Raw genomic sequence first — 13,644 nt, 5'->3', positions numbered from 1 at the left:
AAACTGCTAAAAACAAAAAAGGAGATTTAAATCTGCCGGTCATTCGTCAAAGACGCCTTTATATTAGGGAACCGGAATGTAAGAAGACTTTTTTGCAGTTCACCGACCCGGAATTTTGATGAAAACGTTGCACTAATCAAAGTTGCGCTGGCGCACCCCGCCGCAAGCAACGGGGTATGTTCGCGCCACCGCTCCAAATTCCGTTAGAGTAGATAATAACCCTAAACAATTTAGTTTGAGCAGAAATTAACAGCCCAAAAATGGAACTGATAAATCATATTATCATTAACGCTTACCGGGGAAGTTTTCCATCCCCGTAGCAAGCTAGCGGGGTATTCGATTGAAAATAAATTTGTTAGTGCCATTTCTTTATTTGCCCTGAACATTTCAGAAGGAAAAGAACTTCTAATCAAAAAACAAGCAGTTAAATAAACAGATTCAAAGTAAAACGATAAGTATAGAAAAAACCTGCAGAACCCAAAAAGTAAAAACGAAGCTCTATAAAAATTCGAGCCTCTATTCACCTAACTCAATTAAAAATCAACCTTTACTGTTCAGCCTCTCCTCCATTTGTAAAGAACATCTTGTCACCTTCGTTTCCTGGGTAAAGGACAAGTTGTCCATCCTCAAGAGCCACTGCTTCTACAGTGGGTAAAAGTGACAGGTATTCGCCATCCATAGATTCAGGCCCGCATGCCATAAGAGTAATGGTAACAGGACCAAGGGTTAAGTTGTTTCCTTCAAGGACATAAGTCCCGCTACCGCTGTTGCAGTCGGCTTTGATATAATATGTGCCGTCATCGAAAAAGGCAAGCGTATAGTTCTCAGGGTCAGGCACCGTTATCTGGGTTTCAGGGCTGTCAGAGTCCTGGAAGCTGGCCCACTGCCATTCGATACTGGTGATATTGTCAGCAGAAACCGGTTCAAGTTCCTCGGTAGTGCTTCCTGCGCTTCCTGCAGACTCAACAGGCGTGATTTCTGCGGATTCAGCAGGAGTATTCTCTATGGATTCTGCAGAGATATTCTCAGCGGGCTCTACAGAAGTGTTTTCTGCAGGCTCAGCAGGAGTGTTTTCTACAGGTTCGACAGAAGTGTTATCTGAAGGCTCAACAGGAGCTTCTTCCTGCTCAGTACATCCAAGCGAGAAGGAGACCGCGGTTATAACTCCTATAGTAAGGAGTAAAACCATGCCTATAGACGTAGTTTTCATTTTCATAATATGCCTCGTAATACAATTAGATGGAGAGTGATTAGATGGAGAGTGATTAGATGGAGAAATGCGCCACTTCAATATATCTTTTGTTTAAGCTTCAGTTTGATTCGCAGTCACCGAATATTTATTCCAATTATTTTACGTAAATTCTGAACAAATCTCATCCACAAATGACAGTTATCAGGCAGCAACCATGTTCACAAAACGGAACCTATAATCTGACGATTGTTTATATTCCATAAAGAAAAAACCAGAAAGGGTGACTTTATGAGAAGTATAGAGAAGTTTTAGAAACACAAGCAAATCCAAGGCTAGCGGTATCATCTAATAGGTTACATCATAAAAAGAGATTATATTTTGTAAAACTCTGCTTCACATGATCATGATTATTTTATGTAGCTAGGAAGGACCCCAGTTGATTGTTCTTTTTCAGTATTTGAATATAATAAGCGACTAAATATATGTTTTTAAGTTCCTTTGCGTTTAAACCCTGAAGCAGTATTATTTCATCCGCAAGTGATGGGCTGCCTTCAACAAAGACATACCCACTGTGTTTCTCGATGCCGATAATAGGATATTTCTCAAAAGGCAATTCTTCAATATTCTTTATTAATTTTTTTTGTTCTTTAAGCAGGTCATAATAATCCTGCTCCTGTTTATCCTAAAGGGTTTTTCCGGCTCCCTCGTTTTTTACGGTTAGGGCTGTTGTATCCGGAGCAGTATCTTCCTGAAATATATCATCTGGCAAATATTTCCGATACCCCAGTGCATTCAGCTCCACAACCTTTTTTCCCCTGGCAGAAGCATCCTCCTCAGTTGGGTATTTGCTTTTGATATGATTAATCATTTCCTCAGCATCTTTTATATTAGGCTTTAAATATGGGATATATTCATCATAAATAGCTTTCAATTCTTCCATTGCCGTTTCATCCGCACTCGCCTGAACGCAAACGGAATAAATGATGAGCCTGTTTCAAAATTATATATTATTTGATTTTATATTATATAGGGGATTAGTATACATTTCGAAGAACTTACTGATGCTCAATGGGCTCATATTCACTCACACCTTCCTCCCCAACCGAAGGTTGGGAGAAAGAGAGTAAATGATCGTCAGATCATTAATGGAATTCTTTATGTTCTTGTTACAGGTTGTCAATGGCGAGATATGCCCAAACAATACGGATCTTACGTAACTGCTTGGAGACGACTAAAAAGATGGTCTGAAGAAGGTGTTTGGGATAAGATCTTTGATTCTCTCATAGGTGATTCTTATCAGAATGGACAACTCTCCCTTGAAATTGTTGCAATAGATAGCAGTTTTGTAGAAGCAAAAAAAGGGGGGAGAGTGTCGAGTATAATGGATTCAAAAAGAGAAAAGGAATAAAGATTCATGCAGCCGTAACCTCAGAAGATCTTCCAATAAGCATTGTTATTGGTTCAGGAGCGGAATATGATCCTTACAGATTTGAAGAGACTATTGGAGCAATAAAGGTAAGGACCGGATACAGACCAATAACAAGACCAGAAGAAATAGTAGCAGATTCAATTTACGATGATACGCAGGTACGAGAGTACCTGCACAGGAGAAGAATCAAAGCTTCTATCCCTGAAAACAAAAGAAACAGAAAGAAAAGAAAAAGAGGAAGACCTAGAAGATTTAGTAAAAAATCGTATGCGAAAAGGTCGGCAGTAGAAAGGTTTTTCTCAAGGATAAAAATAGGATTCAGAAGAATTATCCTAAGGTATGAAAGATTGGACAGAATATTCAGGGCATTAGTGATATTAGCAACATTCTTTATTTATTGGGAAAAGCTACAGGAGAAGTTTTGAAACGAGCTCGATGTTATCCTCCATGTGAACCTCTTATTCTGAAAATAATGAAAATTCTCTGTTTAAGAAATTCTCTGTTTAAGAAATCCTCTGTTTAATAATTACTTATTTCGTACTGAAAAATGTTCATAATCCTGGGTATTATCCTCCTGAAAAACTAACCTTCAACCCACCCTTTCAACTTATTTGCAACACGTTGTGTTTCATTTAAGCTGGATACATTTTCCCGGGGGTCCGAGTACTTCCAATGGGTGAAGAGATCCAATATGTAAATCTCTAGAATGAAGTCTTAAAGCTCAGTAACCAAGTTCAGAAAGCCAGATTCCTATGTTTCTATAATTCACAAGACTAACCTTATTGATTAATAAATAAAAACCAGAATCTGGAGATAAGAATGAAAATAAGTGCACGCAATGTACTTAAGGAAAAGTCAAGAGTATAGCACACGGATCGGTTAACTCGGAAATCATAGTCGAACTTCCGGGTGGCATCGAGATTACTTCGATTATTACAAAAAATTCAGCCGAAAAGCTGGGTTTGAAAGAAGGACATGAGATCTATACAGTGATTAAAGCCACAAGCGCCATGTTAGCCTATGACTGACTGGTATAGTTTTGGCCTGCATTAATAGAAAGCATTTATCAAAACACAGATTTTTACTGACTTAAAATGAATTTTTCAGGTTCTGAAAATTCGGAATTTTTGGAATAAATTATTTTGAAAATTTTTATTTCTGAATTCTGAAAATGATAATAATCAAAGGGGATGCGGGATATGAGAATCAGATTATAACGTTTCTAGCTCTCAGCGTTTTTGCAATTGGAATTCTAACACCAGCTGGAGCACATTGTGACGCTCTGGATGGTCCTGTCGTCAAAGCTGCCCAGAAATCACTGGACACCGGTAATGGAACTTTACCCTGATTTGGGTTCCGGAAGAGAACGAGACACAGATCAGAGATGCATTCAATAAGACGCTCGAAGTTAGGAAGCTGAGCCCGGAAGCAAAAGATCTGGCAGATATGTACTTTTTTGAAACGGTAGCACGCATTCACAGAGAATCAGAGGGAGAGCCTTACACTGGCTTAAAACCTGCAGGGACTGACCCTGGGCCAGTTGTTCAAGCTGCTGACAGAGCTCTTGAGAACAATTCTTCTGACGAGCTGGTAAAGCTTCTGACAGATGCTGTGCAGAACGGTACTCTTGAAGAATACGATAAATCAATTGCCAGGAAAAATTTCAATCCAGATGATGTCAGAGCTGGAAGGGAGTATGTAGAGGTTTATGTGCCATTCGTCCACTATGTTGAGAGAATATACGAGACCGCTACCACTCCAGAAGAAGGACATTATACAGAGGACGAACATGCTGAGGACGAACATACTGAGGATGAAGAACTCCACTAAAAACGGTCTTTCTTATTTTCTTTATAAGTTTAAATGTCAACCAGTGCTTTCTAAGAAAACAAATTAGCCTGAAGGTTATGTTATTATAGATGGGAAATTATATTATTGAATAAAGGGGGAATCATTTTGCCAAAAGAAGACAGAAAACCATCTTTCCAGCCTGAACCGATACCTGATCCGGAGCCGCAGCCGGTTCCTTCACCCGAACCGATACCTGAACCCGAACCGGATCCTGAGCCTGAACATAAGTCACGGAAAACAAGATAACGCAGGTCAAGTATTACAGGCATGATCACAAAGATTTACATATCTCATTGCGAACAGGACGAGTTGCTTGCCCAGGAACTGGCAAGGGCTCTGTGGGCAGTGGAGCTGGAGAGCTTTTCGGCCCTGTATAGAAAAGCTCGAATCCTTTCTCTGGCTGAAAGAATACGTTTTGGAATCCGCCAGTCAGACTGCGTTATCCCGATTATCACCCAGGAAGGAGTGATATCCCCGGAAGTGAATCAGGAGATAGGACTCGCTGTAGGAATAGATCAGTTAATAATTCCGCTGGTAGAATCAGGTGTTGAACTACCCCTCCTTATACGTCATCTCCAGCCGATTAATTTTTACCCTGAAGCCTATGAGGATGCTCTGGGAAAACTTATACAAAACATAAGGCAGCTTACGAAACTGGATTGGCTGAAAATAAAGTGCCCTTATTGTGGTGAGGAGATGACACAATACATCTCACCTGAGGAAGATGTGGAGAGGGCTCTTCTTGCAGGGAAACACCTTGAAACAATGTGCAGTTACTGCCAGAGAAACATTTACCTTGACCCGAGAACCTTCAGGCCCACACCATGAGTATTTCTAATACAGGAAGGGAGACGGATTAATGGAAAAAAGAATCAAAGATAAACCCGGAGAACCGATGGTTGCTCAGTCCAAATTGGGGGAGGCTACCGTAAGCGAGACTGAAGTCAAGGGTATAGAAGACCTTACTCCAGTAGAGAAGAAGCATCTCCTGTTACAGCTTTCCAGGGACAGAGTAAAAGACAGTTCTGCTGGCCCCTGGGAAATTGTTGATATCCGCAGGGAAGAATGGAGAGCAGTTAGAGATACACTGGTCGAACCCATTGAAATTGATATTAGAGATACAGTAACAGACGAACTGTTCAGAGTATGGTTCGATATTACAAAGTTAGAAAGAGAACTGGAGCTGGAATCAAGGGAGCAAGCAGACATCAAGTCAGAGAAAGGTAGGTAACAGGACTGAAGAAAAAAACAGGTGGGAGGAAATAGTAAAATTACTGTATGATAATTGGGAAACAATAAAATTACAGATAAGACTTCAGAAACAGGTTAGAAGTCGTCTGTAAGAAGTATATCTGTTAAAATTAAGTTATCAGAAACTCATCCGGTTTAAAATTTTCTACTTTTCTGTTTTGCGTAGCACTCCCTGCAATAGACCGGCCTATCAGGATCCGGTTTAAAGGGTACCTCTGTTTCCATATCACAATTCGAACACTTTGCTTTGTACATCTGGTGTGGCTCTCTGCTGAAGCCACCTTCTCTACTCTGGTCCCTGTCTTTACTCTGGAAACCTTTTCGTTCCATATGTTTTCCCCTTTGGTTAACCCCTGGTTTTATATCAAGTAATTCAAAAGAGCCGCACTTATGAATGGGTTATTCTTTGGTGTGTCTCGATGAACTAATTGAATGATTAATATCTAGCATGGTGATATTTATTATTGTTGCATCGGATTTGAAGTATATTAAGTCTCTAGCAGTTTATTTTAAGCTCTTAAGCCGGATGTTGTTACAATATTTTCTGTCGGGTAATGCAGCTATTTTGACGTAATCTAACTTTCCGGAATGGTAGTTTCTACTGTTTTCCAGACTCGTTAGATTTCACATGGTAATCGCCGGCATAAATGTAATCGTTTTATTCCTGCTAAACAGTTTTATTCCTGCTTCAGCCTGAGCCCAAGCTTCCATCAGTTAAAAATAATAGAGTGGGGTCTGTAAATATGACACTTTGCCAATGAAACATCACATCAGAATTACAATGACAGTATAATCCAAATAATAAGAATAAATTTGAAATAATAAGGCTAATAGGGCTAAAAAAACTACAAACACTAAGAAACAAATTAAGAAACGATTTGAAAAAAGGGGAGGCTAAAAGCCTCCTGATTCTTTTCTTGCCTCAAATGGGAAGCTACAGGCTTTTTCCAGGAAGCCTTTTAACGCTATAGATTTCTTGAATCTGAACCTTTTTTCATTCGGCGTACCTATCAGATTATCTTTTTTGTAATAACCGAATAGTTTAAGCTCCCTGAGTCTCAACCGGATTTACTTTTGATTTATTTATAAGTAGTCTCCCATTTGGAGGGCGGATTTACTCTTGATTAGAGTTACTTGCCTGAGAATTCCTTGCTGACGTCAGCAGCGTTGGAGTATTCATGGTCAGGAAGGCTCTCGAGAACTTCCATTACTTCATTGCTGGCTTTGTGCTTTTTAGCATGTTCAATGAGTTTTTGTTTCTGTGCAGGATAATTCATACCCTTTAGAGCCTTCTGAACTTCAATAGGACTTGTTTGCATAATTTTCCCCCCGGTTTTATTTACTTACCTGAGAACTCTCTGCTAACATCCGCAGCGTTGGAGTACTCCTGGTCAGGAAGGTCCTGAAGAACTTCCATTACTTCATTACTGGCTTTGTGCTTTTTAGCATGCTCAATAAGTTCCTTCTTTTTTGCAGGATAATCCATACCCTTTAGAGCTTTCTGAACTTCAATAGGACTTGTTTGCATGATTTTCCCCCATATAATTTTATCTCCCTCTCGAACACCTTATTGACATGAGCAGTCGATAAGCTTTTGTCAGGAAGGTCTTTTAGAACATATACAACTTCACTACTGATATCATACCTGGCACATTAACTGGAAATCCTGTTACAGGAAAATTAATACATTCGAACGCCTTGTGGACCTTACTGGATTTGCTGTCGCAAATTCCTTATAAATTCAGTGCTTTGTTAGGTTGTATTCGTTCTAAACGTTCGAGTTTTTGGCAATCAGCAAAGGCATCTTTATTCCTTAAAGGCAGACCTCTCAAAAGATCTGATGCCTGGTTGCTTTTTCCCTCGGTATATTTACAGGAATCTCTTTTAGCCGGATAACCTGTGCCTATCGGATAAACTGTGCCTTATGACTCCCCAACCTGGACTGGATTCCTTTTAATAAGTTCACCTTGCAGGATTCGGATAGCCATTACTTTTTCCCTTAGTTGCCCACCCTCCATTCAGTATTTATGCAATATATAATATAAAAAAGAATTCAACTAAAACGTTTGTTAGAAGATGATTATTTTTGTCTAGAAACACTTTATTTTTTATTAGTATGGTGGGCTGATTGCACTGAAAACTCGAAAGAGTAGGAAATAGCTTCAATTTGAGTTTAAGTTCAGGATAAAACCCGGATTGAAATCGGAGTAATAAAAGAAAAGTCTCTTCAAAATGGCTATCGAATCGGAAAAGATACTCTATCAGAAAATAAAGCTACTACATATAAAAGAAAGCTTCCTTGAACGTACCTGAGTCTCAGAGGTTACAATCGAAAAAAAGCCTTATGTAATCGAATTTTAGTTATGAGATATATACCTAACGTTTGACTTGTCTGAAGCTTTATTCATTGCCTCAGCTGCCCGAAATGAAAGATTATTATTATTCCATCTCCACGTGGTCATCAGTAGGAAGCTTATGCCTGTAACTGAAAAAGCTTCAGCCTCCAGTGTAAGCAAAAATTTTAATTTTTTATTTTAACTGAAAACCTTTAATAAGAGTTCTTCAGATTAAAGTCCAAGTCAATAATGAATAAACAGAAGAAAAACAAACCAGATGTTATTATATGGTCACAACAAATTTTCTCATTCTTTTACTTGGCCTTGTCTTTCTTGTCAAGGGTTCGGACTACTTTGTAAAGTCAGCTTCTACAATTGCAAAAAAGCTTGGCGTTTCGGAGTTTGTCATAGGACTGACTCTTGTGGCAGTGGGGACATCAATCCCGGAACTTGCTTCTTCTATAGTCGCTTCTATTCAGCACGCAAGCGGGATAGTAGTAGGGAACGTTGTAGGCTCAAACATTGTTAACATAGGTCTAATTGTCGGGCTTGCTGCAATTCTTTCTCCGATGAAAACCGAAGTTGAGATGCTTAAAAGAGACGGCTACATCATGCTCTTTTCAGCTGTACTATTTTTTGTTTTTGCACTCAACGGAGAACTATCAATAATTGAATCAGGTCTTTTTGTACTGCTATATATCGCTTATGTATTTTTCCTGTTTGAGGAAGCAGAAAAATATGAGGGAAAACTCCACTTCAAAGAGTTTATAATATATTTCTTCAAATTCAAATATATAAACAGTGCAAAGCAAAAGATCAACGGTTCAAACCGTAACGGAAACTCGGATTCAGAAGATGGAAATGGCCGGCCAGAAGGAGGATTTGCAAAAGATATCTTAACTCTTGTGTTAAGCTGTGCAGCAATTGTAATAGGGGCAAGATATTTTGTTAATGAGTCAATTTTCTTTGCAGAACTTCTGGGGATTCCGGATACCCTCATAGGTACCACTCTGGTCGCAGTCGGAACTTCCCTTCCGGAACTTGTGGTAACGGTATCCGCAGCGAGGCAGGGTTACGGAAGTATAGCCCTTGGCAATATAATAGGTTCGAATATCACAAACATATTTTTAATTCTCGGACTTTCCGGGCTTCTCTACCCCATAAGCGTTGTAGAAATAAGCCTCTTCTTTACAACTCCTGTAATGATAGTAATAAGTTTAATCCTTCTTATCTTTATCAGCACAGGCTGGGAGATAAAAAGGTGGGAAGGAGTAGCGTTGATGGTTTTCTATGCAGCTTTTCTTCCAGTACTTTTCAGTATGAGCTGAGAAATATTCGGATAAGAGTATTATGATAAGATATTCGGTAAGATATTTGGTAAGATATTCGGATAGGAATAACAGGATAGGAATATTCGAATAAAAAAGTGGAATCACAGACGGATATAAAGAATTAAGGAATAAAGGCATAAAGGCATATCCTGAAAAAGGTAATGCCTTTATTCTGATGATTGCTATTTTGGTTTAGCCTTTATATCCTGATTTACGTATTCTATTCTGGTTGGCCTGCTTTTTGATTTATATGTTTTATCCGGAAGTCTCAACGCTATTAATACGGTTTCAAAGACTTATTGGTTATTTCCCAGCAGCCCATTTTCCAGATACTGAATTACTCCTTAGCTGTTTCTTTTTTCATTAAATCAAATTCATGTTCAGAAGCACCCGCAGCAGAAAAATCAAATTATCAGTGCAGCGAGACCGCTACTATTCTAACAATCCGGCACGCTACCGTTTATCAACCCCCTATAATATAAAATGATAATAACTAACAATAATAACTGGACGCTATTCTTTTTCCTGCCGATTAAAGCAAACTCAGCAGTAGCTGAATTAGAATTATCAGAATTATCAGCCCAATAATCAATCTTATAATCCCTGTCATTTGTTTACCCCCATTTACAGATAATTTACAGACAATTTACAGATATATGATTTATTTATCTATAAATTATAGATATAGTAAATATAAATCTCATCGAATTTAAATCTTCAGCATAATAGAGGTAATGGCTTCAGACATTACAGAAGTTCGAGAGTAAACATGAGTAAACCTGAAAATATGGGAATTAAAAAATTGTCATTGAGGAAGAACCTGAATGCTGCTTGAGAATTAAGTTCTCTTATCGTCTGTAAATCCACAACACTTTCCAGTAACATCCCGCCTGCTGACCCGACAAATGCCTGAGCAGGAGTTACAAAAATCAACGAGGCAAGAAAAGCTGCTATAATGCCTGCAAGCGTTCCTTCCACGCTCTTTTGTTCCGAATAAGGCAATTTATGCCTGCCCATGGTAACGCCTATAATGGTTGCTACCGAGTCTCCAAACCCGACCACTGCAATCGAAGCAGATACGATTTCTTTGGGGAACAACACCAGAGAGACAACTATCCCGCAAACAAGCAGAATGGTCCCTTTAAGAGGGATGTTCTGCTTCCCGGGCCGTCCCCACCTGCAAAGGAAAGTGGAAAGTGAAGAAGGAAGCATATCCTTTAAAATCACAAAAGATATTGCCAGATAGAAAGCAAGCAGAAACAGCAGGAACCATAATGCCTGGTCTCCGGTTGCATAAATGAAAAGGATAAAAAAAATTCCTGTAGAAAGATGTATTAGCTGGCGTTCAATCTCACCTTTAAGAGAAGACTTTTTGTCGCGATAGTCACATCTGGCTCCTTCCTGGTTCAGGTTTGCCATAGAATCACTTCATGAGTTATACCTTATGAGTTACACCTGTTTAAGTCCGACTAATATCCGGGTTGAAGTTTGCGGAATAAAGTGAAAAGCATAGCCACCAGTACGACCCGGTACTGCCGTAAATCCTGCTTATTAAGACGATTATTAAGACGATTATTAAGACGATTATTTCATTGAAGAGAATTATTTTGTTGAATATAATAAATGTATTCAGAATAAATTTGCAGATCAGGCTATATTCGCTATAAAACTGGTATTTCCTTAAATGCCCTCTTATCAGATACCCAGTTGTAATAACCCTCTGAGAATTTCTACAATCTCCAGAACTAAATCATTCAAAATCGAGTACTTTTGGGGATAAATGCCAGCAAGAGTTTACTTTGATATTCCGGCAGACAACTCTGAGAGGACAAAGAAGTTTTACGCAAGATTATTTGGCTGGAAGTTTGAGAAGCCTCTGGAAACAGTAGATTACTACATGATTGAAACTGTGGGGCTTGAATGGGAACCCGGACCCTGAGGAGGACTCGGGAAAAGGGAAGCTATAGACCAGAGAATAATGAGCTATATTGGAGTTTCTTAGGTAGACAAACGCCTCGAAAAGGTAAAAGAACTCCGAAGCAAAATATTGATGCCAAAAACTGTCATCTCCGGCTCAAAATATTGATGCCAAAAACTATCATCCCCGGCTGGAGATACCTTGCAATCCGTATGGACACCGAAGATAATGCTTTTGGGCTCTGGCAAGAGAAGAAGAAGCAAGTAACCCGGAATTGCCCGTTAAAAGAGAAGAATGGTCGCCCATTCAAAAGAACAATCTGATTATTTAAAAAAATAAAGTAGAATTTCTGAAGGGACATGACCCCTGGCTGTTACGTTAACCTTTTTCTTCCCAGGAAGTAGTAAAGAACTACCCCAAAAATCGACAGCAATACGATAAGGAGTATCCAGAAAACCATTATTACAGGAGTAAGTTTCCTGTTCCGGGTAAATACATCAAAAAGGACCACGGCAAGCGAAACAATTACCGAGATAACCCATATCGTGATCAGAGTATCAGATACCAGCTTATTCCCCCTATAAAAGAATTTCTGAAGGAATATTGCAAGGTATAACCTTATACTTTGATTTAAGCAATATTCCTCCTTATTGTTTTTATCTATAATAAGAGAATTATATACTATAATAGATAATGGTATTCATACTCAAAAATCATCGTATACTTTAAAACAGGAGAAAAATTGGAGATCAAATCCTGACTGAAAAATATAAAGCTGAAAAGCTGGCTGAAAAGAAGGAGAATACAAAAATAAACTGAAAAAGCAAAAAATGAAAGAATTTAAAAAAGTCAATTATAAACAAATTAAACGAGAGTTGACTTAAATTATACCAGTGGGTATTCCTTCTTTGAAGTAAATCCTTATATTGCGGAAAAGATCCCCATTTACCGGTAGCTTTTTCAGTCCAGAAGCGAGAAATACATTCTTCGGTTGCTTTTTCCCTTGTTCTGGAGCTTCTCAATTTTTATTCTTTTTATCTCTCCTGTGTTTTTCAGGTGTGTACCCCCGCAGGCTTCAATTGTGATTCCTTCTATTTCCACAAGACGGACTTCATTAATTTCTTCAGAGAAACCTTTGGCAAGTGTAGTAAGCCTTGAGAGTTTTTCTTCAGCTTCCCTGCGGCTGACCAGGTAGAGATTTACATGGTGGTTACCGGCTATTATTTCGTTTGCAATTTTCTCGTATTCTGCGAATTTGTCCCTATCAAAAGCTTCAAGGCTGAAATCAACCCGACTCTGATCAAGCCCAAGCTGGTTTCCGGTAATCTGGGCTCCGGCTTCTTTTTCGATCACATTTGCAATTACATGGGTTGCAGTATGCATGCGCATGTGCCTGTAACGGCGTTCCCAGTCAATGACCCCTTTTACCCTATCTCCGGCTTTCAGGACTGCAGATTCAGTTTCACCTGCAAGAGCGATTTCATGGCTGAGGTCTCCATTGAACTTGCCGACATAAATAATCTCAAACTCAGCCCCATCTTCCTCTCTTATCAGCTTTCCGGCATCACTGGGCTGTCCTCCGCTCTCGGGATAGAAAGCTGTGCGGTCAAGGACGACATATTTATCATCAGTCACTTTTTCAACGGTTGCTTCGAATTCTTTCAAGTAACAATCAAGGAAATAAAGCACTTCTGTCATTGGCAAACCTCTTTACTTAAGAAACTCTTTACAAATTCAATTTTAAGGAAGACATTCAAAAATGTTGATAGCTCTTAAAGCGTACTATAAAGTGAAAAAATAAAGTACACTGTACACTGATTCTCAAATATATTATCAGGTAAATGGATATTCCTTTAAAAGAGTTTCTAAATAACATGTTAAAAGGTCATTTATTAGCGGTTGATCTATTCCGGAATACGAAGAAGGAATCTTTGGTTTTTCTCATCTGCGCCGTCCGGGCCATGGGCCAGCCCGTCAGTATGAAAAAAGAAAAATATACTAATCGGCACTGCTTTTGAAAATTACAGGTTCTCTGAAGATATCCCCCATGGTTTGAGAAATAATTCTTTTGATCCCGAAAATCGATTTTAATTCACAGGTAAATATAAACGCCTCCGCCAGCCTGTCTGGCAGCCTTTCCCAAAAAAAAGAAAGAAGCAGAAAGAAAGAAGAGGGAAAGGAAGAAAGAAGAAACTAAAAAATAGAAAAACAAAAAAGCAGTTTAGTCTTCTTGAGCGAAGTGAAGCGTAGCGAAAAGGACCTCGTGCTGTTGCACTTGCAGTGCAGCTCCCAGAAAATCTTCGATTTCCTGTGATCCCGAAGCGAAACTAGGGTGA

Annotated in this window: 19 protein-coding genes; 11 read left to right on the top strand and 8 right to left on the bottom strand. The window is 39.0% G+C overall.

The genetic code is table 11. The annotated features are described in order from the left end of the window. Nucleotides 1–547: 547 nt before the first annotated feature. From ACZ5A8_RS04680 to ACZ5A8_RS04670, 3 genes are all read right to left on the bottom strand, one after another. Nucleotides 548–1,216: an META domain-containing protein gene (locus ACZ5A8_RS04680; RefSeq protein ID WP_464532500.1), complete on the bottom strand. Its 669-nt coding sequence runs from the start codon at nt 1,214–1,216 to the stop codon at nt 548–550. A gap of 388 nt (nt 1,217–1,604) precedes the next feature. Then, nucleotides 1,605–1,805, bottom strand: coding sequence for a hypothetical protein (locus tag ACZ5A8_RS04675; RefSeq protein ID WP_464532498.1), 201 nt, complete (start codon nt 1,803–1,805; stop codon nt 1,605–1,607). Between the two features lie 69 nt (nt 1,806–1,874). Beyond that, a complete protein-coding gene (locus ACZ5A8_RS04670) occupies nt 1,875–2,132 on the bottom strand; it encodes a hypothetical protein (protein WP_464532497.1) in 258 nt (85 codons plus the stop codon). 93 nt (nt 2,133–2,225) lie between these two features. On the opposite strand from ACZ5A8_RS04670, the gene ACZ5A8_RS04665 reads away from it, so the two are divergent. The 8 genes from ACZ5A8_RS04665 to ACZ5A8_RS04630 all read left to right on the top strand — a co-directional run bounded on the left by ACZ5A8_RS04665 (nt 2,226) and on the right by ACZ5A8_RS04630 (nt 5,703). Then, the gene (locus ACZ5A8_RS04665; RefSeq protein ID WP_464534015.1) at nt 2,226–2,600 is read left to right on the top strand and encodes an IS5 family transposase; all 375 of its coding nucleotides are present in this window, start codon (nt 2,226–2,228) and stop codon (nt 2,598–2,600) included. Next, nucleotides 2,597–3,046, top strand: a complete 450-nt coding sequence (locus ACZ5A8_RS04660) for a transposase (protein WP_464534013.1) — start codon at nt 2,597–2,599, stop codon at nt 3,044–3,046. Before ACZ5A8_RS04665 ends, ACZ5A8_RS04660 begins: the two co-directional genes overlap by 4 nt. A 438-nt stretch (nt 3,047–3,484) precedes the next feature. Continuing rightward, nucleotides 3,485–3,649 carry a TOBE domain-containing protein gene (locus tag ACZ5A8_RS04655; RefSeq protein WP_464534012.1) on the top strand — a complete coding sequence of 55 codons (165 nt, stop codon included), beginning with the start codon at nt 3,485–3,487 and terminating at the stop codon, nt 3,647–3,649. Between the two features lie 143 nt (nt 3,650–3,792). Further along, complete coding sequence (locus tag ACZ5A8_RS04650) at nt 3,793–3,969, top strand: hypothetical protein (protein WP_464532495.1); 177 nt, start codon at nt 3,793–3,795, stop codon at nt 3,967–3,969. Next, nucleotides 3,966–4,451, top strand: a complete 486-nt coding sequence (locus tag ACZ5A8_RS04645; RefSeq protein ID WP_464534010.1) for a DUF6448 family protein — start codon at nt 3,966–3,968, stop codon at nt 4,449–4,451. The genes ACZ5A8_RS04650 and ACZ5A8_RS04645 overlap by 4 nt, the downstream gene beginning before the upstream one ends. Nucleotides 4,452–4,577: 126 nt before the next feature. After that, complete coding sequence (locus ACZ5A8_RS04640) at nt 4,578–4,718, top strand: hypothetical protein (RefSeq protein WP_322224968.1); 141 nt, start codon at nt 4,578–4,580, stop codon at nt 4,716–4,718. A gap of 21 nt (nt 4,719–4,739) precedes the next feature. Then, complete coding sequence (locus ACZ5A8_RS04635) at nt 4,740–5,300, top strand: toll/interleukin-1 receptor domain-containing protein (RefSeq protein ID WP_464532493.1); 561 nt, start codon at nt 4,740–4,742, stop codon at nt 5,298–5,300. Nucleotides 5,301–5,331: 31 nt separating this feature from the next. Further along, nucleotides 5,332–5,703 (top strand): hypothetical protein, encoded by a 372-nt coding sequence (locus ACZ5A8_RS04630; RefSeq protein WP_464532491.1) that lies wholly within the window; start codon nt 5,332–5,334, stop codon nt 5,701–5,703. 155 nt (nt 5,704–5,858) lie between these two features. Here the strand turns inward: ACZ5A8_RS04630 and ACZ5A8_RS04625 are convergent, their stop codons facing one another. The 3 genes from ACZ5A8_RS04625 to ACZ5A8_RS04615 form a co-directional block, all read right to left on the bottom strand. Next, nucleotides 5,859–6,053 carry a CxxC-x17-CxxC domain-containing protein gene (locus ACZ5A8_RS04625; protein ID WP_464532489.1) on the bottom strand — a complete coding sequence of 65 codons (195 nt, stop codon included), beginning with the start codon at nt 6,051–6,053 and terminating at the stop codon, nt 5,859–5,861. Nucleotides 6,054–6,853: 800 nt separating this feature from the next. After that, nucleotides 6,854–7,042, bottom strand: a complete 189-nt coding sequence (locus tag ACZ5A8_RS04620) for a DUF2795 domain-containing protein (RefSeq protein ID WP_464532487.1) — start codon at nt 7,040–7,042, stop codon at nt 6,854–6,856. 20 nt (nt 7,043–7,062) lie between these two features. Continuing rightward, nucleotides 7,063–7,251: a DUF2795 domain-containing protein gene (locus tag ACZ5A8_RS04615; protein ID WP_229388750.1), complete on the bottom strand. Its 189-nt coding sequence runs from the start codon at nt 7,249–7,251 to the stop codon at nt 7,063–7,065. Between the two features lie 1,095 nt (nt 7,252–8,346). Here ACZ5A8_RS04615 and ACZ5A8_RS04610 point away from each other — a divergent pair. After that, nucleotides 8,347–9,387 carry a calcium/sodium antiporter gene (locus ACZ5A8_RS04610; protein WP_464532485.1) on the top strand — a complete coding sequence of 347 codons (1,041 nt, stop codon included), beginning with the start codon at nt 8,347–8,349 and terminating at the stop codon, nt 9,385–9,387. A gap of 750 nt (nt 9,388–10,137) precedes the next feature. Here ACZ5A8_RS04610 and ACZ5A8_RS04605 read toward each other — a convergent pair. Next, a complete protein-coding gene (locus tag ACZ5A8_RS04605; protein ID WP_464532484.1) occupies nt 10,138–10,809 on the bottom strand; it encodes a diacylglycerol/polyprenol kinase family protein in 672 nt (223 codons plus the stop codon). 361 nt (nt 10,810–11,170) lie between these two features. Here ACZ5A8_RS04605 and ACZ5A8_RS04600 point away from each other — a divergent pair, with 361 nt between their 5' ends. Continuing rightward, nucleotides 11,171–11,329 (top strand): VOC family protein, encoded by a 159-nt coding sequence (locus ACZ5A8_RS04600; protein ID WP_322224961.1) that lies wholly within the window; start codon nt 11,171–11,173, stop codon nt 11,327–11,329. A gap of 146 nt (nt 11,330–11,475) precedes the next feature. After that, nucleotides 11,476–11,631: a hypothetical protein gene (locus ACZ5A8_RS04595; RefSeq protein WP_322224960.1), complete on the top strand. Its 156-nt coding sequence runs from the start codon at nt 11,476–11,478 to the stop codon at nt 11,629–11,631. 637 nt (nt 11,632–12,268) lie between these two features. On the opposite strand, the gene alaXM is transcribed toward ACZ5A8_RS04595, so the two are convergent. Next, nucleotides 12,269–13,006, bottom strand: a complete 738-nt coding sequence (gene alaXM / locus ACZ5A8_RS04590) for an alanyl-tRNA editing protein AlaXM (protein WP_464532482.1) — start codon at nt 13,004–13,006, stop codon at nt 12,269–12,271. Nucleotides 13,007–13,644: the final 638 nt, after the last annotated feature.

This window comes from Methanosarcina subterranea (assembly GCF_055385895.1).
The sequence above is the reverse complement of the archived record's forward strand: the minus strand, read 5'-3'. Positions and strand labels throughout refer to the sequence as shown.